Source organism: Bradyrhizobium sp. 154 (assembly GCF_023073875.1).
In the GTDB taxonomy this organism is placed as follows: Bacteria; Pseudomonadota; Alphaproteobacteria; order Rhizobiales; family Xanthobacteraceae; genus Bradyrhizobium.
This window is the reverse complement of record NZ_JADPKG010000021.1, coordinates 17,547-43,326: the sequence shown is the minus strand read 5'-3', so window position 1 is coordinate 43,326 and position 25,780 is coordinate 17,547. Positions and strand designations below refer to the sequence as shown.

Annotated in this window: 25 protein-coding genes and 1 pseudogene; 11 read left to right on the top strand and 15 right to left on the bottom strand. The window is 64.6% G+C overall.

What is annotated here, in order from left to right; translation table 11 throughout:
• Positions 1–25 precede the first annotated feature (25 nt).
• Genes IVA92_RS02265 through IVA92_RS02250 form a run of 4 tightly spaced genes read right to left on the bottom strand, consistent with a single transcriptional unit; the run spans position 26 to position 3,067 of the window.
• Positions 26–823: a heme ABC transporter ATP-binding protein gene (locus IVA92_RS02265; RefSeq protein ID WP_247280153.1), complete on the bottom strand. Its 798-nt coding sequence runs from the start codon at positions 821–823 to the stop codon at positions 26–28.
• The gene (locus tag IVA92_RS02260) at positions 820–1,905 is read right to left on the bottom strand and encodes an iron ABC transporter permease (protein ID WP_247280152.1); all 1,086 of its coding nucleotides are present in this window, start codon (positions 1,903–1,905) and stop codon (positions 820–822) included. Before IVA92_RS02260 ends, IVA92_RS02265 begins: the two co-directional genes overlap by 4 nt.
• On the bottom strand, positions 1,902–2,855 hold the full coding sequence (locus IVA92_RS02255) for a hemin ABC transporter substrate-binding protein (protein WP_247280151.1): 954 nt from the start codon (positions 2,853–2,855) through the stop codon (positions 1,902–1,904). The genes IVA92_RS02260 and IVA92_RS02255 overlap by 4 nt, the downstream gene beginning before the upstream one ends.
• A 5-nt stretch (positions 2,856–2,860) precedes the next feature.
• On the bottom strand, positions 2,861–3,067 hold the full coding sequence (locus tag IVA92_RS02250) for a hemin uptake protein HemP (protein ID WP_247280150.1): 207 nt from the start codon (positions 3,065–3,067) through the stop codon (positions 2,861–2,863).
• Positions 3,068–3,329: 262 nt separating this feature from the next.
• On the opposite strand from IVA92_RS02250, the gene IVA92_RS02245 reads away from it, so the two are divergent.
• The 6 genes from IVA92_RS02245 to IVA92_RS02220 all read left to right on the top strand — a co-directional run bounded on the left by IVA92_RS02245 (position 3,330) and on the right by IVA92_RS02220 (position 8,742).
• Positions 3,330–5,681, top strand: coding sequence for a TonB-dependent hemoglobin/transferrin/lactoferrin family receptor (locus tag IVA92_RS02245; protein ID WP_247280149.1), 2,352 nt, complete (start codon positions 3,330–3,332; stop codon positions 5,679–5,681).
• 98 nt (positions 5,682–5,779) lie between these two features.
• Complete coding sequence (locus tag IVA92_RS02240) at positions 5,780–6,115, top strand: antibiotic biosynthesis monooxygenase (protein WP_247280148.1); 336 nt, start codon at positions 5,780–5,782, stop codon at positions 6,113–6,115.
• Positions 6,116–6,142: 27 nt separating this feature from the next.
• A complete protein-coding gene (hutX, locus tag IVA92_RS02235; RefSeq protein ID WP_247280147.1) occupies positions 6,143–6,658 on the top strand; it encodes a heme utilization cystosolic carrier protein HutX in 516 nt (171 codons plus the stop codon).
• Positions 6,659–6,684: 26 nt separating this feature from the next.
• Positions 6,685–7,461, top strand: a complete 777-nt coding sequence (gene exbB / locus IVA92_RS02230) for a tonB-system energizer ExbB (protein ID WP_247280146.1) — start codon at positions 6,685–6,687, stop codon at positions 7,459–7,461.
• 4 nt (positions 7,462–7,465) lie between these two features.
• A complete protein-coding gene (gene exbD, locus IVA92_RS02225) occupies positions 7,466–7,909 on the top strand; it encodes a TonB system transport protein ExbD (protein WP_247280145.1) in 444 nt (147 codons plus the stop codon).
• On the top strand, positions 7,909–8,742 hold the full coding sequence (locus tag IVA92_RS02220) for an energy transducer TonB (protein ID WP_247280144.1): 834 nt from the start codon (positions 7,909–7,911) through the stop codon (positions 8,740–8,742). The genes exbD and IVA92_RS02220 overlap by 1 nt, the downstream gene beginning before the upstream one ends.
• A 129-nt stretch (positions 8,743–8,871) precedes the next feature.
• Here the strand turns inward: IVA92_RS02220 and IVA92_RS02215 are convergent.
• From IVA92_RS02215 to IVA92_RS02195, 5 genes and pseudogenes are all read right to left on the bottom strand, one after another.
• A pseudogene (locus tag IVA92_RS02215) lies at positions 8,872–10,228 on the bottom strand (esterase-like activity of phytase family protein).
• Between the two features lie 86 nt (positions 10,229–10,314).
• Positions 10,315–11,214 carry a carbohydrate ABC transporter permease gene (locus tag IVA92_RS02210; protein ID WP_091888289.1) on the bottom strand — a complete coding sequence of 300 codons (900 nt, stop codon included), beginning with the start codon at positions 11,212–11,214 and terminating at the stop codon, positions 10,315–10,317.
• Entirely contained in the window at positions 11,207–12,163 is a 957-nt protein-coding gene (locus tag IVA92_RS02205; RefSeq protein ID WP_247280143.1) for a sugar ABC transporter permease, read from the bottom strand. Before IVA92_RS02205 ends, IVA92_RS02210 begins: the two co-directional genes overlap by 8 nt.
• 140 nt (positions 12,164–12,303) lie before the next feature.
• Positions 12,304–13,653, bottom strand: coding sequence for an extracellular solute-binding protein (locus IVA92_RS02200; RefSeq protein WP_247280142.1), 1,350 nt, complete (start codon positions 13,651–13,653; stop codon positions 12,304–12,306).
• 84 nt (positions 13,654–13,737) lie between these two features.
• Positions 13,738–14,781 (bottom strand): C-terminal binding protein, encoded by a 1,044-nt coding sequence (locus IVA92_RS02195; RefSeq protein WP_247280141.1) that lies wholly within the window; start codon positions 14,779–14,781, stop codon positions 13,738–13,740.
• Positions 14,782–15,032: 251 nt separating this feature from the next.
• Between IVA92_RS02195 and IVA92_RS02190 the strand changes: the two genes are divergently transcribed.
• Positions 15,033–16,718 carry a methyl-accepting chemotaxis protein gene (locus IVA92_RS02190; protein ID WP_247280140.1) on the top strand — a complete coding sequence of 562 codons (1,686 nt, stop codon included), beginning with the start codon at positions 15,033–15,035 and terminating at the stop codon, positions 16,716–16,718.
• Between the two features lie 186 nt (positions 16,719–16,904).
• Here the strand turns inward: IVA92_RS02190 and IVA92_RS02185 are convergent, their stop codons facing one another.
• From IVA92_RS02185 to IVA92_RS02175, 3 genes are all read right to left on the bottom strand, one after another.
• Positions 16,905–17,882, bottom strand: coding sequence for a tripartite tricarboxylate transporter substrate binding protein (locus IVA92_RS02185; protein WP_247280139.1), 978 nt, complete (start codon positions 17,880–17,882; stop codon positions 16,905–16,907).
• Positions 17,883–17,980: 98 nt separating this feature from the next.
• Positions 17,981–18,916 (bottom strand): DMT family transporter, encoded by a 936-nt coding sequence (locus IVA92_RS02180; RefSeq protein ID WP_247280138.1) that lies wholly within the window; start codon positions 18,914–18,916, stop codon positions 17,981–17,983.
• A 179-nt stretch (positions 18,917–19,095) separates the two neighbouring features.
• A complete protein-coding gene (locus IVA92_RS02175) occupies positions 19,096–20,028 on the bottom strand; it encodes a DMT family transporter (protein ID WP_247280137.1) in 933 nt (310 codons plus the stop codon).
• Between the two features lie 423 nt (positions 20,029–20,451).
• Here IVA92_RS02175 and IVA92_RS02170 point away from each other — a divergent pair, with 423 nt between their 5' ends.
• Positions 20,452–21,744 carry an adenylosuccinate synthase gene (locus IVA92_RS02170; protein ID WP_247280136.1) on the top strand — a complete coding sequence of 431 codons (1,293 nt, stop codon included), beginning with the start codon at positions 20,452–20,454 and terminating at the stop codon, positions 21,742–21,744.
• 37 nt (positions 21,745–21,781) lie between these two features.
• Positions 21,782–23,398 carry a hypothetical protein gene (locus IVA92_RS02165; RefSeq protein ID WP_247280135.1) on the top strand — a complete coding sequence of 539 codons (1,617 nt, stop codon included), beginning with the start codon at positions 21,782–21,784 and terminating at the stop codon, positions 23,396–23,398.
• A 180-nt stretch (positions 23,399–23,578) separates the two neighbouring features.
• Here IVA92_RS02165 and IVA92_RS02160 read toward each other — a convergent pair whose 3' ends face one another.
• The 3 genes from IVA92_RS02160 to IVA92_RS02150 all read right to left on the bottom strand — a co-directional run bounded on the left by IVA92_RS02160 (position 23,579) and on the right by IVA92_RS02150 (position 24,604).
• Positions 23,579–23,920, bottom strand: a complete 342-nt coding sequence (locus tag IVA92_RS02160; protein WP_247280134.1) for a hypothetical protein — start codon at positions 23,918–23,920, stop codon at positions 23,579–23,581.
• A gap of 179 nt (positions 23,921–24,099) precedes the next feature.
• Entirely contained in the window at positions 24,100–24,330 is a 231-nt protein-coding gene (locus IVA92_RS02155) for a hypothetical protein (RefSeq protein WP_247280133.1), read from the bottom strand.
• A gap of 31 nt (positions 24,331–24,361) precedes the next feature.
• Positions 24,362–24,604 (bottom strand): hypothetical protein, encoded by a 243-nt coding sequence (locus IVA92_RS02150; RefSeq protein WP_247280132.1) that lies wholly within the window; start codon positions 24,602–24,604, stop codon positions 24,362–24,364.
• 145 nt (positions 24,605–24,749) lie between these two features.
• Between IVA92_RS02150 and IVA92_RS02145 the strand changes: the two genes are divergently transcribed.
• Positions 24,750–25,175 (top strand): DUF5413 family protein, encoded by a 426-nt coding sequence (locus IVA92_RS02145; RefSeq protein WP_247280131.1) that lies wholly within the window; start codon positions 24,750–24,752, stop codon positions 25,173–25,175.
• A 61-nt stretch (positions 25,176–25,236) separates the two neighbouring features.
• Positions 25,237–25,779 (top strand): DUF4112 domain-containing protein, encoded by a 543-nt coding sequence (locus tag IVA92_RS02140; protein WP_247280130.1) that lies wholly within the window; start codon positions 25,237–25,239, stop codon positions 25,777–25,779.
• The last annotated feature ends 1 nt before the right edge of the window (position 25,780 follow it).

Genomic DNA, 25,780 nt, shown 5'->3' with positions numbered 1-25,780 from the left:
AAGCTCTGCGCCAACCAACTGGGCATCATCGCGCAGGCCCAGCCGCTCGCATCGATTGCGGCAGCACGTACGGTACGCCGTCGTCGCCTTGGTGCACGGCGGCATCGATCTCGAAGATGTCGCGGATGATCTCGCGCGTGACGACATCGGCCCGCGGGCCGTCGACGGCGAGCTTACCGCGGTTCAGCACGATCAGTCGGTCCGCGAAGCGGATTGCGAGGTTAAGGTCGTGCAGGATTGCGACCACGGCCGTGCCGCCTGCCGCGCGGCGGCGCGCGGCTTCCACGAGGTCGATCTGGTGGCGCAGGTCGAGGCTCGAGGTCGGCTCGTCCAGCAGCAGAAGTCCCGGGCCGTGCTCGGCCTCGCCGCAGGCGAGTTGCACCAGCACGCGGGCGAAATGGGCTCTCTGCTGCTCGCCGCCAGACAGTGTCGGCAATTGCCGGTCTCTGAAATGGGCGAGGCTAACCTCGTCCAGCGCGGCATCGACGAGCGCGCTCGCCTCGCGCGAGCTGCGATCGCCCGCGCCCATCAGCACGATCTCCTCGACGGTGAAGGGAAAGGTGACGTTGATGTGCTGGGACAGCATGGCGCGGCGCGCGGCGCGCGGCGTGAAGCTGCTGATGTCGCGCTGCTTCAGCCGCACCTCGCCCTCGCTCGGGCGGAGATCGCCGGAGAGCAGCCGCAGCAGCGTCGACTTTCCGGCGCCGTTCGGGCCAATGATGGCGACCATCTCGCCGGCCGCGACATGCAGGCCAACCCCATCGAGCAGCGTCGCGCGGCCGGCGTGCTTGCTTAAGGATCGCGCCTCGATCACGGCGCTCATAGCGAGGCGAGCCCACGCTGCCGCAGCAGGATGGCCAGGAAGACCGGCGCACCGACGGCCGCGGTCAAAATGCCGATCGGCATCTCCGCAGGCGCCACGATGGTGCGCGCCAGCGTGTCGGCGCCGACCATCAGAATAGCGCCAAGCAGCACCGAGGCGGGCAGCAGCAGGCGATGCGCCGGTCCGACGACGAGGCGGAGCAGATGCGGCACGACGATGCCCACGAAGCCGATGACACCGCTGATCGACACGGCAACGCCGGTCATGGCGGAAACCACGACGATCGAGATCCGTTTCAGGCGCTCGACGTCGACCCCGCCGTGAAAAGCGTCGGCTTCGCCGAGCACCAGGAGATCGAGCCCGCGCGCGATGAAGGCGCAGGCCGCAAGCCCGACGGCCAGGATCGGCGTGAGCACGGCGGCCTTGGTCCAGGTCGCGCCGCCCATCGAGCCCAGCAGCCAGAACGTGATGTCGCGGAGCTGGCGGTCGTCGGCGACGAACACCAGCAGCCCGATGCCGGCATTGGCAATGGCGACGCCGGCGAGCAGGAAGATCGCGATGGAGGTTCGCCCGGCACGGCTGGAGATGCCGTAGAGGATCGCGGTCGTCGTCAGCGAACCTGTAAAGGCCGCGAGCGGCAACAGCTCGGTCTGGAGGAAGCGCAGCGCTTCGCCGAAGCGTGAATCGGTGAAGACGATCGCACTCGCCGCCGCGAGCGCGCCGCCGCTGGAAACGCCGACCAGCGCGGGATCGGCGAGCGGATTGCGAAACAGCCCCTGCATGATCGCGCCGGCCGCGGCGAGCAGACCGCCAACCATCGCGCTCGCTGCGATCCGGGGAATGCGGATCGACCACAGCACGAGCTGGTCACGCGCCGTCATGGCGTCGGCGATCGTATTGCCGGCAAAGCCGAGCGCAGCAGGCAGTCGCGAGAGAGGAATACCGGCCGCGCCAACCGTCAGCGCAACGATGGCGGTGAGCACGAGTAGCACGACCAGAAGGGGAAGCGCGAACGATGCGGCACGTCGTCGTGCGGCGCGTCGTCGCCGGCTTTGCGCATCCGTCCCGACCGCCACACTCATTGCCGGCAATTCGCCGCCGACAGGGCCGACGTGAACGCGCCGCCCTGTTCGGCCAACGTCGGATAGAGCTTGACGGAGAGATCGCGAGCGGCCGCGGCCGTGCGCGGCCCGAACCCGAGCAGATAGAGTCCGTCCATGGTGATGAAACTCTTGTTGGACGCAACCGGCGTCAGCGCAAAGCCGGGATGGGCATAGACCGCTTCGGCCTGGAGCGAATCGTTGCCGCGCTCGATCGACAGCACGACATCGGGTTTGGCTGCCACGATCGCCTCGTCGCCGATGATCTTGTAGCCATCATAATCGTCCACGGCGTTGGCGGCGCCGGCGAGCTGGATGATCTCGTCGGCCGCGGTCTTGCGGCCGGCGACCATGGCGCGTCCGTTCTGGAGCGACATCACGAACATCACGCGCGCCGGCTTCGTCACCTTGGCACGCAACGCGCGGAGCTGCGCGAGATCGGTGCCGACCGCAGCGCTCAGGCATTCGGCGCGCGCATCGACGCCCATGGCGTGGCCGACCAGCTTGATCTTCTCGATCAGACCTTCCTCGGAGAAGGTCTCGGGCACCAGCACCAGCGGCACCTTCGCCGCCTCCAGGATGTTCATGGTCTCGCGCGGGCCCGATCCCTGGATCGCCAGGATCAGCGTCGGGTTGAGGCCCAGCACACCTTCGGCGGAAATCTGGCGCATGTAGCCGACATTGGGTTTGTCGTGCAGCGCCGCCGCCGGATAGAGGCTCGTCGTGTCGACGCCAACCAGCCGGCTCTCCAGGCCGAGTGCATAGAGGATTTCGGTGATGGCGCCGCCGATCGAGACCGTGCGTGCGAAATCGGTGATGGCGACGTCGCGATTGCGCGCGTCGTGCACCGTGATACCGGCGGCGTGCGCGCCGGACACGAGCGCGAACGTGCCGGAGAGCAGGAGGCTTGCAAGCGTGCGACAAAATGTCATTGCGTTCACTTGGTCAGGATCAGCTTGTTCTGCGAGGTCAGGCGCAGGCGATAGCTGTCCTCGCCATGCGCAATGATGATCTCGCGCTCGGCCGCAAACAGCTCGCGGCTGTCGATCCGGCTTCCTCGCATGGTGAGGGTTCTCGTTGCTGCAGAAGGGCCTCCTGCCGCCCCCGCCGCGCCGCTGCTGCTGTCTCCTGATGTTGCTGACATTGTTGGTGTGATGCGCTTTCGAAATTCAGATGCGTCTTGCTTTGTATAAGGGGCGCGAGGCGCATTCCAACGGCAGCAATTTACAATCGATATAAACTGTAACCGGATGTCATTGACGGTCAGAGTGTTGCCACGTAACCGATTATGGCAGTGGGGAGTGCCCCGCGTGCTTTCGAAAGACAGCCAGCCAGTCGTTCGCGTTGCGAACGCACGCCAGCCAATAAAACTCCAAAACTAAAGTGAAGTGCAGGCTGGGGCTGATATGGCTGACGGGGCTAGGTATTCGCGCGCCCTGATTTTGGGCGCGTCGGTGGTTTCAATCGCGGCAATGACGGCGGAGAGGGGGCTTGCACAGGCCGCCCAGCCGCAGGCCGAAAGTGCGTCGTCGGAATGGCCGAAGCAAGCGAAGCGCAAGCCGGTGAAGCCGCCAGTTGCGCAGCCGGCAGCGCCCGACGTCATGAACGCCCGCGCCCAGGCTGGAGGCGCGGCGCCTGTTCAGACGCTCGACACGATTACGGTCGCCGCGACCAAGACACCGCAGCGGACGATCGATGCGCTCGCGCCAGTCAGCTCGATTTCGCTCGACCAGATCCAGGGGCTTCAGCCCAACCGTTTGTCGGGCATCTTCTATGCCGTGCCCGGCGTGTCGTTCCAGGAGCGCGGCGACGATCCCGCAACCGTCATCAACATCCGCGGCTTGCAGGATTTCGGCCGCGTCGCGGTCGTGGTCGACGGTGCGCGGCAGAACTACCAGCGCACCGGCCACAACGCCAACGGCTCCTTCTTCCTCGACCCTGAATTGATCGGCGGGGTCGATGTCGTGCGGGGACCGACTGCCAATATCTACGGCTCCGGTGCGATTGGCGGCTTGGTCTCCTTCCGCACCAAGGACATCAACGACGTGTTACGCCCCGGCGAGCGCTGGGGCGTCGATCTCTCCGGCTCCTACGGCTCCAATAACAATCGCGGCCTCGCTTCGGTCTTCGGCGGCGTGCGCGCCACGCCCGATATCGATGTCTTCGGCGGCGCGGTCTATCGCACGCAGGGCAATTACAAGGACGGCAATGGCACCGAGATCGGCAACACCGGTAACCAGGTCGAAAGCGGGCTGATGAAGCTCACGGTGCGGCCGGCCCTCGGTCACGAGGTCAAGTTCGGTGCCATCTTCCAGGATTATCAGTACGATATTGGTCAGTTCAACCGGGGCCCGGTGCTAACTGCGGCGCAGCGCGCGCTTTATCAGGGCTCCTCGGTTTACGCTTCCGACGCCAAGAATTACACCGGCACGATTACCTGGAATTATTCGCTGCCGAGCGACAATCTGTTCGATTGGCACATGTCGGTCTACGGCAACCGCGTCGACAACGACCAGACCAAGACCTATCACTATTCAACCGGAGGCGCGACCTATTGCGGCGCGGGCAATTTCGGCAACAACATCTCGGGCTGCGTCGGCGACAAACGCGGCTATGTCCTCAACACCTACGGCATCGACGTCAACAACACCACGCGCTTCAACGTCGGCGACTGGCGCAACGCCGTCACCTGGGGCGTCGACGCGTTTCAGGACGACGTCATCACGACCGACAGCCGCGGCAACTCCAACATCACCACGCCGAGTGGCATCCGTACTGTGTCGGGCGGTTTCGTTCAGTTGAAGCAGAACTACGGCACCTGGTTCGAGGCGGTGAGCGCGATCCGCTATGACCGCTACGACCTCGATTCCGGCAGGACTAGCGCCGGCGGCGACCGCTTCTCACCCAAGATCACCCTGGGCGTCACGCCGATCGCGGGCTTCCAGCCTTATGTCAGCTATGCCGAAGGCTATCGCGCCCCGTCGATCACCGAGACGGTGATTTCCGGCGCGCACGCGACCGGGGGCGGACCAGCGTTCTTTCCCTGCCCCGACGGCACCGTCGGCCTGTTCTGCTTCCTCCCCAACCCAAACCTTCGTCCCGAGGTCGGCAAGAACAAGGAAGTCGGTATCAACCTGAAGTACGACAACATCTTCAGCGCGTCTGACTCGTTCAGGGGAAAGATCAACCTGTTCCGCAACGATGTCAGCGACTATATCGACCTCGTCGCTTCGGCGGCGGTCCTGGTGCCGCCATTCGGCTCGTTCAGCCAATACTACCAGTATCAGAACATCGCCAATGCCCGCATCCAGGGCTTCGAGGCGGAGACGATGTACGATGCGGGCAGCTGGTTCATCGGTGTCGCCGGTCACTACATCCAGGGCAAGAACGTCGCCACCAATATCGGGCTTGCGACCATCAGCCCGACCAAGGTCGTCACCACCGGCGGTGTCCGCCTGCTTGATCGCACCCTGATCGTGTCGGCGCAGTGGGCTTCGTTCGGTCCGAACAACGACGTGCCGGCCAACTATATTCGCTCGACCGGCTACGATCTCGTCAATCTGTATCTGACCTACAATGCGACCAGGGATATCGTGTTCTCGGCCTCGATCGACAATCTTCTGAACCAGTATTACCGGCCTTATGCCATTCCCGGCAGCTCCACCGATGGCACCTCGCAGAACGACGTGCTGTGGACGAGCCCGGGACCGGGCAGGGTCTACAAGGCCGGCCTGAAGATCCACTTTGGGGGTGCGTGAGCCGCAGGGCACCGCAACACCACAACTTCCGCCGGGCCGCGCTGATGCTCCAGCGCGGCTTCGGCGCGTTTTCGTCTAGATCAGAAGAGGAGACTTTCATGTTCATCGCTATGAATCGTTTTCAGGTGAAGCTCGGCTCGGAAGCCGCGTTCGAGACCGTCTGGCGCAGCCGGGAGTCCTATCTCGGCAGCATGCCCGGTTTCGTCGAATTTCATTTGCTCAAAGGACCGGTGCTGGAGGACCACACGCTGTATTCCTCGCACACCGTGTGGGTCGACAAGTCCGCTTTCGAGGCCTGGACGCGCTCAGAGGAATTCCGCCGCGCACATGCGCGTGCCGACAACAAGACCGGCGCAAGCCTCTATCTCGGCCATCCCAAGTTCGAGGGGTTCGAGGTCATCATGACTGAGCGCAAGGCGAACGCGGCCGCCTGAGCCGGCCGATCATGAAGGGAGCTGGACATGTTGAGCACCGATCTCGCCGATCTCAAGGCGTATATGGCCGACAATCCCGACGCCGTGATCGAGGACGTTGCGCGCGAGCGCAAGGTCACCCCGCGCGCTGTGATCGAGGCGCTGCCGCCGTCCATGGTGCGCATGGGCGGCGGTGAGCATTTCGCCGCCGCCATGCAGGATATCGCCGAATGGGGCGAGGTCACGCTGATCGTCCACACGGACGATGGGATCTTCGAGTTCACCGGGGCGCTTCCCGCGGGGGAGATCGGCCGCGGTTACTTCAACCTGATGCAGCCGAAGGGATTGCACGGCCATCTCCGTCACGAGCGATGCGCGGCCGTCGTCTTCGTCGAGCGTCCCTTCATGGGCAAGACGTCCGCCTTCGTCGCCTTCGTCAATGCCGATGGCGGCATCATGTTCAAGGTCTTCGTCGGCCGCGACGAGACCCGTGCGCTGCGTGCGGACCAACTGGCGCGGTTCAGGCAGCTCGCGGACCGGATCGCGCCGCAGCCAACCGCGTAGCTTCTTCTGTCTGACGGGAGATCAGGATGCAAAGCAATTCCAGGCTTCGGCACATGATCGTAACATCCGTGCTGGCGCTCGCGCCGACACCGGCCTTCGCGATCGACGAAGCGCTGTTACCGCGCAATCTGTCGCCCTGGGGCATGTTCGTCAGCGCCGACATCATCGTGAAGACGGTGATGGTCGGCCTCGCCGTGGCTTCGCTGGTGACATGGACGGTGTGGCTTGCGAAGACCATCGAGCTGCGCCGCAAGGGCGCGCTGGCTTTGCACCGGACGCGCGCGCTCGAAGGCAACATGACGCTGGCCGAGGCCGCGGCACGGGCCGGCGATGCGCATGATGCGGTCGCCCAGCTTATCCAGTCCTGCGCCAAGGAGGCGGAGCTCTCCGGCGGCGTGCTCGATAACGGCCTTGAGGAGCGGGTGGCGCTGCGGTTGGAGCGGGTCGAGGCGGCCATGTCCCGGCAGATCGCGCGCGGCACCGGCGTGCTCGCGACCATCGGCGCCACCGCGCCGTTCGTCGGCTTGTTCGGCACGGTCTGGGGCATCATGAATTCCTTCATCGGCATCTCCGAGAGCCACACCACGAGTCTTGCGGTGGTCGCGCCCGGCATCGCGGAGGCATTGCTTGCCACCGCGCTCGGCCTCGTCGCCGCGATCCCGGCGGTCGTGATCTACAATCATCTCGTTCGCGGCATCGCCAATTACCGCGCGCTGCTCAGCGATGCCTCGGCACAGCTTACGCTGCTGGTGAGCCGCCAGCGCGACCACAGAGAATTCCGCCTGGCGCGGGCGGCGGAGTAGGGCCATGTCCGCAAAGCTCGGCGCAAGCTCCTCGGTCAGGTCGCGCGGTGACCCGGGTGATCTCGACGTGACCCACGAGATTAACGTCACGCCATTCATCGACGTGATGCTGGTGCTTCTGATCATTTTCATGGTGGCGGCGCCACTTGCCACCGTCGACATCGGGGTCGATCTGCCGGCGAGCGCCGCCGAGCCCGCGCCGCGGCCGGACAAGCCGATCTTCGTCACCGTGAAGCCGGATCTTTCGATTGCCGTCGGTGAGGATCTTGTGTCCCGCGATGCGCTCGGCACCTCGCTCGCTGCCGCCACCAAGGGCCGCAAGGACGAGCGCATTTATCTGCGCGCCGACAAGGCGGTCTCCTATGGCGACTTGATGGAGGTGATGAACAGCTTGCGCAATGCCGGCTACCTGAAGGTCGCGCTGGTCGGCCTCGACGGGCGCAGCTGATGACCTCCGCAAACGCGTTTGCCCTGCACGAGCCGCTCGGCGAAAGGGAAACCATGCGCTGGAGCCTATCGGCGGCCGTAATCGTGGCGCTTCACATGGCCGCGGCACTGCTTGCGATGAGCTGGCTCAAGTCGCAGCCCGAGCAAGGTGTGAGCCTGCCGGCGATCATGATCGACATGGCACCGGTGACTTCGGCGCCGCAATCGATGCAGGACGACATCGCGCCAGGGCCCGTGATGCAGGAGGCCGATGCTTCGCCGCCGCAGCCCGTGCAGCAGCAGATGGCCGAGGAGACGATCGCGCCGACGCCGCCGCAGGAAAAGCCGGACGTTGTCGCGCCACCCGAGCAGAGATTGGAGCCGACCCCGGCCAAGCCCGAGCCGGCGAAGATCGTCCCGGTCGAAAAGCCGGCGCCGGCGAAGCCGAAGGTGGTTCGCCGCGAGGCGAAAAAGCCGTCTGAGGCGCCGCCGGCGCCGCGCACCAGCGCAGCCCCGCGCGCGGAGCGCGAGGCGGCGATGGCATCAGCCCAGAGCGCCGGCGCGGTGGCCTCCGTGATCGCATCCTACAATCAGCGAATCCGCGCGCATCTGATGCGCTTCCACCAATATCCGTCCTCTGGCGGCGGTCAGCGTGGCATCGCGAGGCTGAGCTTTACGATTGCCCGTAGCGGGCAGGTCACATCCAGCCGCCTCAGTGGTTCGTCCGGCGTCGCCGCTTTCGACGCTCAGGCCATGGCGATGATCCGCCAGGCCTCGCCGTTTCCGCCGATCCCGGACGAGGTCAAGAACGGCGCGATGAGCTTTACGATTCCGGTGGAGTTTACGGTGCGATAAGTCTCCGTTGTCGTGCCCCGCGAAGGCGGGGCATCCAGTACGCCGCGGCATTTCCGTATCACACCGCCGCCGCGGCGGACTGGACCGCCCGGTCGAGCCCGGCGATGGCCGTATCGAGAGAGCGTCGCCTCACTTCGCCTTCAGGAAATCCGCGACCTCCAGCAGCATGAACTCGTTATCGTCGGCCTTGTTGGGGTCGCGGCTGGACGAGAACGGCAGATTGTTGTCGTTGCCGACGATGATGTGAGTGTCGTCGACGCGATCGACGTTCTCGATGGTGAAGAACGGGAAGGTGTAGACGCCGTCATTGAGCGGCTTCCTCGCCTTCTTGTCGGGATCCCTGATCTTCAAGAGGTCGATATAGCCGATCTTGCGCACGGGCTTGCCGACATTGGCATCGGTGAGCTCGATCTTGTAGATGCGCTTGAATTTGGCGAGGTCAGGAAAGCAGTTCTCGCCGCGGGTGCCTTGCGGGCAAGACTTGTCCGCGGTGCCTTCGCCGTTGTCGCGCTCGATGACGAGGCCGCTGGTCGGGTCGACCATGTTGAAGTCGCCGATGGCATTGCCGTTCTGTTCGAACACATACTGCCAGTAGCGTCCGGTGAATTTCTCGGCAGCGACGTCGAATTCGAGGATGCGGGAGGCTTCCTTGCCGTCGACCTTTTCCCAGTCCTTCTTGTCGGCGTCCCACAGCGGTCCTTCGAGCAGGCCGTAGAGGAATTTGCCGTCCTTGGACGATGCAAAGCCCTCAAAACCCTTGGAACGGCGGAGGTTGACATTAGTGTAGGTCGCGCCCGGCGCGGCCGGCGTTCCCACTGCCCAATTGTCCGGCGAGCGCACCGGCTTGCCATCGGCGACCGTCTCGAACACGGCCAAGATCTTGCCGGTTTTGTCGGCCTTTCAGGATATAGGGGCCGAACTCGTCGCCGATCCAGAAGCTGTCGGCGATGATCTGGAAGCCCTCGGTGTCGAAGTCCGAGCCGGTGAGATAGCGCTTCTGGGTATCCTCATGAACGATGCGGAACGGCACGCGTCTGTCGGGATCGTGCAGGAAGATGGTCTCCAGCCGCTCGATCTTGCCGCTCGTCCAATCCATCTTGTAGTGGTTCAGGTATAGCATCGAATCCGGCGAGTTGGCACGCGCGCCCATACCGTTGTCGGTGATCACCCAGAACGTGCCGTCCGGCATGGTCTTGATGCCGGAATGACCCTGCAGCGGCTGGCCCCTGAACGGCAGCGACACGCCCGTCGCCCGCTCATAGGACTTGCCCATCACGGTGCCGAGCGCGTCGACGCGCTTGCCCGTCGTGTATTTGCCCGAGGTCTTGAGATCGGCTGGCGCATCGGCGGGTGCGTCGATGAACGATTCGGCCGGCATCACCACGTGGCCGACGAGTTTGGCGGGGAATTCACCTTCGCTCTGCGCGAGCGCGGCGCTCGCGGTGAGAATGATCGTTGCGACGGTGCCGAGAAAAGTCGCGCGCATGTACGTCTCCTGTTGGCGGACGCACGCCTTATGCGGACGGCACATTGCAGTTTTGTGAAGCCGGGCCAAACGCCGCAGTTGCCCATCTACTCCTTTACCGCGCCCGTCAGCGACGACACGTAATAATCCACGAACAGGGAGTAGAAGATCGCAACCGGCAGCGAGCCGAGCAGCGAGCCGGCCATCAGCGCACCCCACTGATAGACGTCGCCGGTGACGAGCTCGGTCAGGATCGCGACCGGCACGGTCTTGTTGGCGCCGCTCTGGATGAAGGCGAGCGCGTAGATGAACTCGTTCCAGGACAGCGTGAAGGAGAAGATGCCGGCCGAGATCAAGCCGGGTACCGCCAGCGGCAGCGTGATCCGCCTCAGGATCTGCAGCCGCGTGGCGCCGTCGACCAGCGCGCATTCCTCGAGCTCGTAGGGAATCGACTTGAAATAGCCGATCAGGAGCCAGGTGCAGAACGGCACCAGGAAGGTCGGATAGACCAGGATCAGCGCAAGCGGTGAGTCGAACAGGCCGAACTGCACGACGACGGTGGCGAGCGGAATGAACAGGATCGACGGCGGCACGAGATAAGCGAGATAAATGCCGAGACCGACATAGGGACTGCCGCGGAAGCGCAGGCGTTCGATGGCGTAAGCGGCAAGCGTGCTCGCGATCAGCGACAGCGTGGTCGAGCCGATCGCGACCAGCATCGTCGTCCACAACCAATGCGGATAAGCGGTGTTGAACAAGAGGTGCTTGATGTGCGCCAGCGTGGGCGACGAGATCCAGAACGGATTGTGCTCCTTGTAATTCATCAGCTCCGCGTTCGGCTTGAACGAGGTGATCGCCATCCAGTAGAACGGGAACAGCAGGATAAGTACGAAGCAGCCGAGCGGCAGATAGATCATCATCAGCCGCCGCAGCCCGGAATCCCACGCCATCGTGTCGGGCGCTGCCTTCGCGTCGGCGACAGCCGGTTGGGCGACTGTATCAGTCATTGCTCTCTCCCTGCTGCCATTTGCGACGCGCCAGTCCGAAATAAGAGAACAGCGTCGCGAACACCAGGAACGGGATCATCGACACCGCGATCGCGGCACCCTCGCCGAGCTCGCCACCGGCGATGCCGCGCTGGAAGGCAAGCGTTGCCAGCAGATGGGTCGAGTTGCCGGGCCCGCCACGGGTGATGGCGTAGACCAGCTGGAAGTCGGTGAAGGTGAAGATGATCGAGAAGGTCATGACGATGGCGAGGATCGGCATCATCATCGGGAACGTGATGTAGCGGAAACGCTGCCAGGCGCTGGCGCCGTCGAGCATCGCAGCCTCGTAGAGCGAGGGCGAGATGGTCTGGAGCCCCGCCAGCAGCGAGATCGCGACGAAGGGAATGCCGCGCCAGATATTGGCGGCGATCAGCGAGAAACGGGCCGGCCAGGCCGAGCCGAGGAAGTCGATGTTGCTGGAGCGCCAATGCAGCACGTCGACCAGCAGATACGAGATGATCGAGAATTGCGGATCGTAGATCCACCAGAACGCCAGCGCCGACAGCACGGTCGGCACGATCCAGGGCAGCAGGATGATCGCACGCAGCACGCTCTTGAACGGAAAATGGTTGTTGAGCAGCAGCGCGAGCCAGAAACCGAGTGCGAACTTTCCGAAGGTCGCGACGGCCGTGTAGACCACGCTGTAGAACACCGCGTTCCACCAAAGGGAATCGGTGAGGAGATACTGGAAATTTTCGAAGCCGACGTAGATGCCACGCCGGCCGATCGTGGTGTCGGTGAAGGCGAGCCAGATGCCCAGGCCGAGCGGATAAGTCAGGAACACCGCGAGCAGCCCAATCGCAGGCGCCAGACACATCATGATCAGGAACGGCTTGTAGTCGAACAGCCGCACCAGCCAGTTCGGCTGCCGCTGCGCGAGAACGGGGGAGGAGAAGGTGGTCACGGACATCGGTTCGGCGTCCTGTCTTGGGCTGTCGCTACCGCAATCATTGCGAGCGAAGCGAGGCAATCCAGTCTGTCTCCGCGGTTACGGTCTGGATTGCGTCGTCGCTTCGCTCCTCGCAATGACGGCTGCCTTGTCGTGAGTTTTTACCGCCCCTGCCGCCGGAAGTACCGCTTGCACCGCTGCTCGGCTTCTGCGGCAGCCGCCTCCGGCGTGGCAGCGCCGGTCGCAACGGACGCGAACATCTGGATCAGCACGTAGTCGGCGCTGACGGCTCCCGTCGCTGTCGAGATCGGGCCCTTGTAGCCGTCGTAATAGGTGCTGTTCATCGTGTCCTTGAACAGCTTCACCTTGGGATCCTGCGACCACACGGCGGACTCGGCGTAGGCGGCCAGCGGCTGCGACCAGTAGCCGGAGTTGGCATTGAGCCACGGCTCGTACTGGTCCTTTTCCAGCATGTATTGCAGGAATGCCTTCGCCGCGTTGGGGTACTGGCTGTGCTTGAACACCATTGCGTTCAGCGTCAGGCCCGCCATCGGAGAGACCTTGGCCAGGCCCTTCGGCAGCAGCTGATGCTCGCTGTCCTCGGCGATCGCCTTGGTGGCAGGATCGTTCTTCAGCGAGAAGTACAGCGAAACGCCATTGGCGGTCAGGGAGATCTCCTGCGAGGAATAGGCGCGGTTGTTGCTGACGTCGTTCCACGACGTCGTGCCGGCGATGAAGGTCGGGTAGAGCTGCTTGACCCAGTTCAACGCGGCGATGGTCTCCTTGCTGTTGATCGTGACGTTGCCCTCTTCGTCGAGCAGGGATCCGTTGTGCGACCACAGCGCCCAGCTCGCAAAACCGTTGCCATCGCCCTTGGCATTGCCGAGCGCGAAGCCGGCCGGCTTGCCGGCCTTGTGCAGCTTCTGGCACAGGTCGAGGACGCCGGCATGGTCCTCCGGCACTTTGTCGAAGCCGACCGATTGCAGGACCGACTTGCGGTAGATGAGGGGGCCGGCGGTGGCGCCGAACGGCAGCCCGATCCACGTATCGCTCTTGTTCTTCTTGCCGTAGCGCTGCGCCAGCGGCAGCCAGCCGCCATAACGCTTGCCGAGATAGTCGGCGACATCAGTCAGCTCGATCAACTTGTCGATATAGATGTGCGGAGCATCGGAGAAGCCGATAATGATGTCGGGGCCGGCGCCGGAATTGGCGGTCACTGCGGTCTGCTGATTGATATCTTCCCAGCCGACGAAGTCGACCTTGACCTCGACCCCGGTATCCTTGGTGAACTTTGCCGCATTGGCGCGGAACACGTCCTCGTCGGCCTGGACGAAGCGTACCGGGCGCAGCATGCGCAAGGACGCGCCCTTCTCGATCGCGAGTTTCGGTGCCGCCACATCGGCAGCCTTGATCGTTGATGGCGTTGTTTGCGCTGCAGCACCGGTGGCCGCGAGCGTTGCAGCAGACAGGCCCAGCGCCAAGGCATCACGACGCGTGATGTCGTTCCTCATCAGTTCCTCCCTTGATGTCTCCCTCCCCGGCGTTGATCGCCGGTGAAGGGCCGTTCCGGTTTCCGGCGCCTTTGCGCCGGCCGCCTAGCTGTTCGGCCCGCGATCCATGCTGATCGGTTGCCAGCGGCGGAGCGCGGTGCTTTGCAGCACCGACGGATTGACGCAGCTTACTGGCCACATGCCCTGAAGCACCAGTGACAATTCGTAGCCCACGCGGCGCTTGCGCGCCTCGTCGAACCGTGCCGAGGCCGAAGCGACGTGGGCGGTCAGGGTCACGTTCTCCATGCCGAGCAGGGGATTGTTGTGCGAGGGCGGCTCTTTCTCCAGCACGTCGAGGGCGGCATGCGCGATCCAGCCCTCCTGGAGCGCCTTGATCAGGCTCTCCTCGTCCACCGTGGCACCGCGCCCGGTGTTGATGAAGATCGAGCCCTTCTTCATCTGCCGGAAGTGCTTCTCGGTCAGCATGTGATGGACCTCGGGCCGGGCGGGGGCGTGCATCGAGACGAAGTCGGATTGCGACAGCACCTCGTTCAGCGTCGCCGGGATCACGCCGTGGTCGTACATCAGCGTTTCCTGGATGAAGGGATCATAGGCCATCATGCGCAGGCCGAAGGGCGCTGCGCGTTTCGCAACCGCGCGCGCGACGCGGCCGAACGAGATGAAGCCGAGCGTCTGGCCCATCAGCCGCGGGATCTTGAGCAGCGCCGGCCGGCCCTCGGCCCAGCGGCCGTCGCGCACCATGCGATCCTGCTCGACCAGGCGACGGAAGCCCGCGAGCAACAGCATCATGGCGTGGTCGGCGACCTCCTCGATGAAGGTGTCGGGGATGTTGGTGACGGGAATTCCGCGGGCGGTGGCGGCCTTGACGTCGACGCTGTCGACGCCGACCGAGCCGAGCGTAATGACCTTGCAGTTTTCTAAGCTGTCGATGATGCTCTTGGTGATCGGGATGCCCTTGGCATAGATGGCGTCGGCGTTTTTCGCGGCGGCGACGAACCCGGCCTCGTCGGCCGGCGCCTCGACGATCTCTGCATCGATCGGATCGAGCGCCTCGCGCTCATAGGAGTAATCGCTGCCCGCGACCGTGAAGCTCGCGCCCTTCGGCGTCACCACCCTGTATTTCGGCATTTTCTGCTCCCGATTTGGTTTCTTGTTGTGGCCTGCCTTCGTGGCTGACCTTTGCGTCTTTTACGCGAAATCGACGCGGCCGCGTACAATTCCCGGTTGTTGGCGCGGAGATAAATTGCCGCTTTGTGCGGCTGCGTCCGGGCTTCTACGGATGACCGTAAGTAACTTGATAAGGGCTCACACATAAAAGTTGATTCGATTTTGATCGAACTGGTCGCGTGCCCGTATCCCGTCATTGCCGGAGCCACCCCGTGAAATTGAGCAATCTGAAGATCGCCCCGAAGCTCGGCATTCTTGTCGGGGTCACCTTGTTGGGCCTGTGCATCTCCGGTGTCCTTGCCGGCTACCTGATGAAGCAGGAGATGGTGAATGCACGCATCGATCAGGCCAAGGCTATCGTCGAGCTGGCATGCAACTACGCGGGCGCTCTGAAGAAGCGCGTCGATGCCGGCGAGCTGACCAAGGATGCGGCCCTGGCCGAACTTCGCCGCTATGGCAACGCGATGACCTATGACAACGGCGCGGGCTACCTGTTCGGCACGTCGTACGACGGCATCACCCAGCTTGCGCCCGATCCGAAGCAGATCGGCACCAACCGCATGGACGTCGTGACCAACGGCCGCAAGCTGTCGCTCGAGCTGATGGACGGCGTCAAGGCGAAGGGTTCGATCCTGCTGTATTATGAATATGTGAAGCCCGGCCAGGAGAAGCCGATCCGCAAGATCGGATATGCAGTCGCCGTGCCTGGCTTCGACATGTATCTCGGCACCGGCGCCTATCTCGACGACATCGACGCGAGAATGGGCCCGGTCTATTGGCTGCTCGGCCTGGCCTTGCTCGGCATCGTCATCGTTGCCGGCAGCGTCGCTTGGCTGATCGGCCGCGGCATCAGCCGTCCGCTGGCGCTGCTCGGCGCCCGTATGAAGGACCTCGCGGATGGCAAGCTCGAGGGCGACATTCCCGGCGTCGGCCGCGGCGACGAAGTCGGCGCGATGGCCTCGACCGTGCAGATCTTCAAGGACAATGCGGTCCGCATCCGCGACCTCGAGAAGACCGAGGCGGACGCCAAGGAGCGTGCCGCGGCGGAACGTCGCAGCGCGATGGAAGACATCGCCAACGACTTCGAACGCAGCGTCAACGGCATCGTCCGCTCGGTCTCCTCGGCCGCCGCCGGCATGCAGAGCACGGCGCAGTCGATGACCGCGACCGCGACCGATGCCTCCTCGCGTGCCGCAACGGTCGGCGCTGCCTCGCAAAAGGCCTCCGGCAATGTCGGCACGGTTGCCGCTGCCGCCGAAGAGCTGTCGAGCTCGGTTGCGGAAATCTCCCGCCAGGTCACCCGCTCGACCGAAGTCGCCAGCCGCGCCGTCAGCGACGCCGAGCGGACCAACGCCACCGTGCAGGTGCTCTCGACCGGCGCCGAGAAGATCGGCGAGGTCGTCAAGCTGATCCATTCGATCGCCGCGCAGACCAACCTGCTCGCGCTCAACGCCACCATCGAAGCGGCACGCGCCGGTGAATCCGGCCGCGGATTCGCGGTCGTCGCCTCTGAGGTCAAGGCGCTCGCCAACCAGACTGCGAAGGCGACCGAGGAGATCTCCGCGCAGGTCGCGGCGATGCAGACCTCGACCAGCGACGCGGTCACGGCCATCACCGGCATCACCCAGACGATCGCCGAGATGAGCGAAATCACCGCGGGCATTTCGGCATCGATCGAGCAGCAGGGCGAAGCGACCCGCGAGATCGCCCGCAACATCCAGTCGGTTGCGGCCGGCTCGAGCGAGATCAACGCCCATATCGGCAGCGTCACGTCGGCCGCGGAAGCGACCGGCAGTGCAGCCAGCGACGTGCTCACCAACGCCCGCGAGCTGGACAACCAGTCCGGCGCGCTGCGCAGCGCCGTGGACAGCTTCCTCGTCAAGGTGCGCGCGGCGTAAGCCCGTGCGCTGAACTCGTAGAGTGGGCAAAGACGCAAAGCGTCGTGCCCACCCTTTTCTCTCGACTGTCATGCCGCGCGAAGGCGGGGCATCCAGTACGCCGCGGCCTCTCGGTTCAAATACAGGCACCTCCGGAATACTGGATCGTCCGCCTCCGCGGACGATGACATCGTCCGAGGAGCACGCCTACTGCTTCTCGATCTTCGCGTTCGTGATCAGCTTCTCCCACAGCACGAGCTGCTCGTTCACGAAGGTGCCGAGCTGCTCCGGTGTGCCCGAGAAGGCGTCCATGCCGAGGGTGGCGAGCTTCGCCTTGATCTCCGGATTCTCGACGATCTTCCTGATCTCGGTATTGAGCCGCGTCACGATCTCCTTGGGCATGCCGGCCGGGCCGAAATAGCCCTGCCATGACGAGATGTCGAAGTCCGGCACGCCGGCCTCCTGCATCGAGGGCAGATGCGGCACCAGCGGCGAGCGCTCCTTGGTGGTGACCGCGAGCGCGCGCAGCGCGTTGCCGTTGACATGCGGCAGGCCGGTCAGGATGTCGACGAACATCATCGAGACGCGGCCACCCATGACGTCGTTGAGCGCCGGCGGCGAGCTCTTGTAGGGCACGTGCAACAGGTCGAGCCCGGCATTGTGGGCAAAGGTCGCGCCGGACACGATCGCCGAGGACGAGCCCGAAGCGTAGCTCAGCTTGCCCGGATTGGCCTTGCCATAGGCGACCAGCTCGCCGACAGTCTTGGCCGGCACTTCCGGGTTGACGACCAGCATGAAAGGCAGGTCGCCGGTGCGCGCGATCGGCGTGAAATCCTTGACCGGATCGTAAGTGAGGCTCTTGAGCAGATAGGGATTGGCCGAATGCGTGGTGTTGGTCGTCACCAGCAGCGTGTAGCCGTCGGGAGCGGCCTTCGCGACGTAGGTTGCGGCGAGCATACCATTGGCGCCCGCCTTGTTCTCGATCACGATGCCGACGCCGAGCGCCTGCGACAGATGCTGCGAGATCAGCCGCGTCGTGGTGTCGGTGCCGCTGCCGGCCGCGAACGGCAACACCAGCGTGATGTTGCGGCTCGGATAATTGTCGGCCTCGGCCGTGGATGCGGCGGCGAGGCACAATGCGGCCGCGCCGATGGCACGCAGGTTTCGAGTCAACGCTGAAATCATGTCTGGACGTTCCCTCTTTGTCGTTGGCGGGGAACCTAGCGTCTCCTCGTTGAAATCGGAAGCGGTGAGTTTGTCGCCGTGTCTCCGCGCCGCGGAATTTACTTCGCCGCCGAACCCTGGCGCGAGGCGATCACGACGCCGGCGAGCACCAGCGCGTAGCCGATCAGGTGGAACGGCTGGAGCTTTTCGCCGAGCAGCAGGATCGCCATCGCCGAGCCGAACACCGGCACTAGATGGAAGAACGGCGCGGCGCGGTTCGGGCCGATCAGCGCGACGCCGCGGTTGAAGAAGAGATAGGCCAGCGTCGAGGGGAAGATCAGGATATAGCCGAGCGTTGCCAGCGTCGTGCCGTCGAACTGCAGCACGCGGCCGCTTAGAGCCTCCCAGATCGCAGTCGGCAGCAGCATCGTCGCGCCGCAGCAGGTGGTGAAGGACAGGAAGGAGAGCTGGTGAATTTTTGGCCGGCGCGGGATGAAGGCCGAATAGAGACCGAACGCTACCAGGGAGGAGGCGAACATGATGTCGCCTCTGTTGAAGCTGATGCTCGCGAGTGCGGCGAGATCGCCGCGTAGGATGATGATCAGCACGCCGAGAAGCGAGATCGCGATGCCCGCGAACTGCGCACCGGTCAGCCGCACCCCAAACAGCACCAGCGACCACAGCGCCACGAACAGCGGACCTGCCGACTGGATCAGCAACGCGTTCAGCGCCTCCGTGTATTGCATTGCCCAGTACGAGATCGCGTTGTTGAAGGCAAATCCCACCAGCGACAGGAACAGCATCAGGGGCAGGCTGTTGCGCAAGGCAGGCCAGTCGCGCTTCAGATGCGGCCAGGCGAACGGCAACAGGATCAGGAACACGCCGAACCAGCGGATCGTGGTCACGGTCAGTGGCGGCACATGCGCGCCGACATGACGCGCGAGCACGATGTTGCCGGCCCAGAACAACGAGCTCAGGCTCAGCAGCAGATAAGGCTGGTTGTTGAGCCAACTGGCCGTATTGGAGGCCGCTGGCGCGGGGGAAGCGATCGTCATTGGCGTCGGATACGAGCTTGCGCCGGATTGCCGTCATGACACAAGTCACGCGGCCGCAATGCTACAATGCAGGCATGACCCGGGGACGCGTCATTGGCGGTTAATATGTTGGACGCAATGTGCTCATCCGCTCTCCCACAAGAGGAGAGGTGATGGCAGCGCTCCGCTTGGATACGTTGCTAACTCGCCTGCTTGCGTGACGCCACGAACACGCCCGCCAGCACCAGCGCGAAGCCGAGGAAATGGAAGACCTGCGGGTGTTCGCCCAGGAACACGATCGCCATGATCGAGCCGAACACTGGCACGACATGGAAGAACGGCGCGGCGCGATTGGCGCCAATCAGGCGGACGCCGCGATTGAAGCAGAGATAGGCGAGCGCCGAGGGGAACACTGCGACGTAGAATAGGGTCAGCAGGTTCGGCCCGTCGAGCTTCATCACGGGGCGCTCGATCAATTCCCAGATCTCCAGCGGAATGAGGCAGGCGGCGCCGCAGCCGAAGGTGAAGGCGAGGAAGGACAGGCCGTGCATCGGCGGACGCTTCAGGGTCAGTACCGAATAGAGCGCGAAAATGACCAGCGCGACGATGAAGATGAGGTCGCCCTTGTTGAACTCGATGTTCGACAGCGTGGTGAAATCGCCATGCAGCAGGATCGTGAGCACGCCGCACATCGACAGCAGCACGCCGAATGCCTGCGCCGCGGTGAGCCTGATCCCCAGAATGGCCAGCGACCACAGCGCCACGATCAGCGGGGCGGCAGACTGGAGCAGCAGCGTGTTCAGGGCCTGGGTATGCTCCAGCGCCCAATATTGCAGCGTGTTGAAGGCGCCGATGCCGGTGATCGAGAGCGTGATCATCAGGCCGAGCCGGCCGCGGATCGCGGGCCAGTCCTGCGCAAGATGTTTCCAGGCGAACGGCAGCACCAGCAGGAAGGCGAAGGACCAGCGCAGGAATGACAGCGTCACCGGCGGGATGTGGCCGGCGGCGAGCCGACCGACGATGGCATTGCCGGCCCAGCACAGCGCGGTGATGCTGAGCAGCAGATAAGGCTGGTTGGCAATCCAGGTTTGGCCGGCGGTTTCGGCGCCTGTGCTCTGGCCCGTGGCAGACATTGTGATGGCTATGGCCCCGCGTCATGCGCCGAGGCGTCCGGCCCGGCGAGATCCGGGCCGGTTCATAGCCCGGCGCCGTTCAAAGACACGGAAATCGAGGTTGCATCAATGGGGGACGGATGCATCGCGACCATGCAGCGGCCGAGATCGCGTCTAGCGCTTTGGTCGAGGCTTTGGCTCGGCTCTGGAAGGTCTCTGGATTTTCGGGGGATATCAAAGGCTTGGATGGCCTTCCGAGCCCCGAAAAAGCCCCGTTCTTGCTTGCTTAGAGGGGCTGCTTCCTTTATCCGGTTGGCTGCCTTGCGTGCGGGCGGCTCCGGCCGCCGATTGGGCTGGGCGCAGGCATGATCCCGGAAGAGTGGGCACCGGTTTTCCGCGAGGATCATGCCTCCTAGAGACAGATTGAACAGGGATTACCCGCGAATGGCCAATGTTGTCGTCGTCGGCGCCCAGTGGGGCGACGAAGGGAAGGGCAAGATCGTCGACTGGTTGTCGGAGCAGGCGGACATCGTCGTCCGCTTCCAGGGCGGCCATAACGCCGGCCACACGCTCGTGATCAACGGCAAGACCTACAAGCTCGCGCTGCTGCCCTCCGGCGTACTGCGCGAGGGCAAGCTGTCCGTGATCGGCAACGGCGTGGTGTTCGATCCCGCCGCCTTCCTCGACGAGGTCGCCAAGCTCAGGGCGCAGGGGGTCGATGTCAGCCCTGACAATCTGCGCGTCGCGGAAAACGTCACGCTGATCCTGCCGCTGCACCGCGAGCTCGATGCGCACCGCGAATCCGCCAGCGCAGCGACCGCGATCGGCACCACGCGCCGCGGCATTGGACCTGCCTATGAGGACAAGGTCGGCCGCCGCGCCATCCGCCTGATGGATCTTGCTGATCATCAGACGCTGCCGCACAAGATCGATCGCCTGCTGGCGCATCACAACGCGCTGCGCCGCGGCCTCAACCTGCCGGAATTCGACAGCGCGGTGATCCTGAAAGAACTGATGGCGATGGCGCCGCAGCTGCTGCCCTATGCCGAGACGGTCTGGCGGCTGCTCGATATCAAGCGGCGCGAAGGCAAGCGCATGCTGTTCGAGGGCGCGCAAGGCGCGCTGCTCGACGTCGATCACGGCACTTATCCCTACGTCACCTCGTCCAACACGGTGGCGGCGCAGGCGGCGACCGGCGCCGGCCTCGGGCCGGCCGCGGTCGGTTACGTGCTTGGCCTGTGCAAGGCCTATACGACCCGCGTCGGCCAGGGCCCGTTCCCGACCGAGCAGGACAACGAGACCGGCCGCAAGATTGGCGAGCGCGGCCGCGAGTTCGGCACCAATACCGGTCGGCCCCGCCGTTGCGGTTGGTTCGACGCCGTGCTGGTCCGCCAGGCGGTCCGGACCTGCGGCATCAACGGCCTGGCGCTGACCAAGCTCGACATCCTCGACGGCTTCGACACGATCGAGGTCTGCACCGGCTACAGGCTCGACGGCAAGGAGATCGACCATTTCCCCGCCGGTGAGGGCGCGCAAAGCCGGGTCGAGCCGATCTACGAGACGATCGAGGGCTGGAAGGAGCCGACCGCCAGCGCACGGTCCTGGGCCGACCTGCCGGCCCAGGCCATCAAATATGTCCGCCGGATCGAGGAATTGGTGGGGTGCCCGGTCGCGCTGCTTTCCACCAGCCCCGAACGCGAAGATACTATCCTGGTGCAAAATCCGTTTGAAGCTTAACGATATCTTACCAGGACGCGCGTATAGTTGAGTTGAAATGGCTGATTACTATCCGCTGATCGCCCGCGCTATTGCCGCCCTGGACCCCAACGCTCCCGGCGAAAGCCGTCGCGCGCTCTATGAGCGGGCGCGCACGGCGCTGATCGCGCAGCTCCGCAGCGTGCAGCCGCCGCTCTCCGAATCCGAGATCACCCGCGAACGGCTGTCGCTGGAAGAGGCCGTCCGCAAGGTCGAATCGGAGGCCGCCCAGCGCGCCCGCGAGGCCTCGCGCCCCGGTGGGGGCACTCGCCCTGGCGGCAGCGGCGATGCCTTCCGCCGGGCTAGCGCCCGCGCGGCCGAAGGCAACGCTCCCGCATCTCAGCCGGCCCCGCCGCGCGCGCGTCCGGCCCCGACGCCGCCGCGTGCCGACCGCCCGTCCTTTGGTGCTGACGATCAGGGCGACGCGCCGCGGCCGCCGCGTGCGCCGCGTTTCGACGCCCCGCGCCAGCCCGGCCCGTCCGCTCCGCCGCCGACGGCGGAGCCGCAGACGCCTCCACCGGCCGGACGCGATCGCGCGGGTGCGCGCCGCCCGCCGGACATGGGCCCGCCGCCACCGCTACCACCCGCACCGGGCGTGCGCGGCTTCCGCGACATCACGGCCGATGCCAACGATCTCGGCGGCGCCGCCGCGCAGGCGAGCCGCGCCGCGCGCCGCACCTACGCCAACGTGCCCTCGCCCTCGCCGGAGTTCGACCGGCTGGAGCCGAGCCTGGAAGACCGCACCGGCGAGTCCGAGGCGCCCTATTCCTACGACGAGTCGGTCGAGGAGGCCGAGCGCTACACGCCGCAGCCGCCGTCGCAGCGTGCGCGCATTGCAGCCGAGCGCGACGCCAAGAAGCGCGTCCGCACCGGCTCCGCCTTCCCGTTCAAGAGCGCGATCGCGGTCGGCATCGTGCTGATCCTGGTTGGGGCCGGCATCCTCTGGGGCAAGCAGCTGGTCCAGATCGTCAACGGCTTTCTCAAGCCGTCCGCGACCCAGGTGGTGGAGGCGCCGAATCCGGCCCAGCCGCAGACCAAGCCGAAGATCCCGGATCGGGTCGGCCAGCCTTCGGCGAGCGACCAGCCGGTCGCGCCGGTGGCGCAGAAGGTCGTGCTCTACGACGAGGATCCGTCCGATCCGAAGGGCAAGCAATATGTCGGCTCGGTGGTATGGCGGCTGGAGCCGATCAAGGCGTCCGGCAACCAGAAGGCCGACATCGCCGTGCGCGCCGACATCGAGATCCCCGACCGCAAGTTCAAGATGACGATGTCGTTCCGCCGTAACACCGATTCCTCGCTGCCGGCGAGCCACACCGCGGAATTGACCTTCATCCTTCCGCAGGACTTTCCGGGCGGCAGCGTCTCCAACGTGCCGGGCATCCTGATGAAGTCGAACGAGCAGGCGCGCGGTACGCCGCTCGCCGGCCTCGCCGTCAAGGTCACCGATGGCTTCTTCCTGGTCGGCCTTTCCAATGTCGACGCCGACCGCGCCCGCAACGTCCAGCTCCTGAAGGAGCGCTCCTGGTTCGACGTGCCGCTGGTCTACGCCAATCAGCGCCGCGCCATCATCGCGATCGAGAAGGGCGCCCCCGGCGAGCGCGTCTTCAACGACGCGTTCGCGCAGTGGGGCGATTGAGCTCTTCACCTCTCCCCAGCAGGGAGATCTCGGATTGCAGCAATCCGGGTGAGGGGCCGCGCCATTTTGTGAGACTGCAACCACTCACCCGGATCGCATCTGCGATGCGCTCCGACCTCTCCCTACGGGAGGTGAAGCGAGCTCTCTCGCGGTCAGCGGTGCAATCGAAATTGAACGGCCTTACTGCGCGGCGGCTTCCCGCTTGCGCGATGCGGCGTGCTCGCGGTCCATTACGGCGCGGCAGCCGGGACTGACATGTGCCTTGTTCCGCACCATGCAGGCCCTGATCCGGGGGATGTCGGGAATTTCACTGGAGCACAGCCGCATCGCATCGCCCGAGCACATCTGCTGCGCTTCGGACGAGAAGGCGAGACCAGGTGATGTCTGGAATGCGATGGCGGTGGCGGCGACGGCGAAGAGAGTTGCGATCGTCTGATAGCGTGTCATGCGGAATGGGTCCCCGAGTTCGTGGGCTTGAGCCACTTGATTTTGGGGCGCCGCACGCGGCTTGATCTGCCGCATGTCACAGCCTTCACGTCGGGAACTTTGGTCCCGCATGTGGTCGCTCGATTACTTGATGTTCGAATCGAAAGTGCTGCGCCGCCCGAGCGAAGTATGCGCCATTGTCACGGAGCTGCAATGGTCTGCGTGAAGGAATTTGCAATTGTTGCGCGCGAGTCACGCAAAGCCGGCGCGCGCGGTCAGATCAACCGATCAGGGCGAGGGCTCGCTTGCGCCGCATCGCTCGTGCCGAGTGATGCGGCGTGTTCTTCGACCGCGCTGACGCCCTTGGCCGTGAGTTCGAACAGATCGCCGTCCTTCATCACATAACCATCGGCGATCAGTTCGCCGATCTTGCCGTGGCGATCGTCGGCGAAGGCAACGGACTGGCTGATGTCCCGCAGGATCGAGAGTTGTTCATCGCGCAGCATGGCTTCACACTCCGTTCGCGGGTTCCGGTCCTCACATTCCGTGACTCTGAAACACCTTGCTGCAAGACTTCGACAGCTTGGCCCGGTTGGCTTGCAGGCAACTCTGAACCGCACCGTCATTGCCGAGGTCCTTGCGGCACAGGCGCGATGCATCCCGCGAGCAGGCCTTCTGCTCCTGCGGCGTGCCCATGTGGCCTTGGGCGAGAGCAGGTGCGTTCGACAGACCCGTCAGGGCTGCCAGCGCGAATGTCGCCAGAACAAGTCTACGGGGCATCGGGGCTCCAATCTGACAGGGACAATTCAGGTCCTGCATGAACTCGTCGCTTTGCCACTTGTTCCCTTCAGGCGCAGCCTGCGCCCCGCTATTCAAGGTTCCCGCCGGCGCTGCTATAAGGCTGTCGAAGTTAAGAGGGTGCTCGATGAAACGCTATCTGGTGTTTGCGCTGGTCGGTCCGTTCGTCGGCGGGTTCCTGCTGCTGCTCACGACGACCTATCAGTCCGGCTATTGGACCCAGACCAGCCTCGGCGAGGTCGGCAAGCTGTTCGCAGTCTTCTTCAAGACCCTGCAATACAGCTATCTGTTCGGCTTCCTGCCCTCGCTGATGATCGGCGCGGTCGACGACATCCTAATCCACATCAGACGGATCGGCCCGGTCCTGCGGATGCTGCTGGTCGGTCTGTTCGCCTTCGTCCTGGCCTCGATGACCTACAGCTCGCGCGGGCCGGATTCGGGCGCCGTGCAGTTCATCCTGTACGGCCTCGTCGGGTTCGTACCGGCAGTGATTTCATCCTGGTTCGTGCATAGATATGTCGAGGAGCCGCAGGCAGTGACCGCACCAACCTGAGTGCGCGACCTTCGGGCGCGGCCCAGCAACCTCCGCCGCCGCGGCGCGTTCTTTGGAAGCCATGTCCATGTCCGACGACGACATCCTTGCTCCGCGCCGATCCCGTTCGGGAAGCGGCTCGCATGCGACCTTTGCGGCTAAGCAAGCGCGCGGGCCGATCATCGACCAGGAGGGTCACGAGATCCGCCCTGAGACGCTGGAGCAGGGATTTCGCGAGTTTCGCTTCGAATTCGGGCAAGGCAATCCGTTCGGCAATCTGACGCGCGAGCAGCGGATCGCGCGGCTCGAGGCGATCGCAAAGTTGCTCGACGTTGCCTTCATCCTGCCCGGCACCAATATCCGCTACGGTATCGACGGGCTGATCGGGCTGATCCCGGTCGTCGGCGACATCATCACCACCGCGATCTCGTTGTGGCTGGTGCGCGAGGCGAGGGCGTTGGGCGCGCCCTGGTACATCACGGCGCGCATGCTCGGCAATGTCGCGGTTGACGGCGTGTTCGGCCTGGTCCCGTTCGCGGGCGACGCCTTCGACGTCATGTTCCGCGCCAACATGCGCAACGTGCGGCTGCTCCGCCGCTGGCTGGAGAAGCAGCCGCGGATTTAAG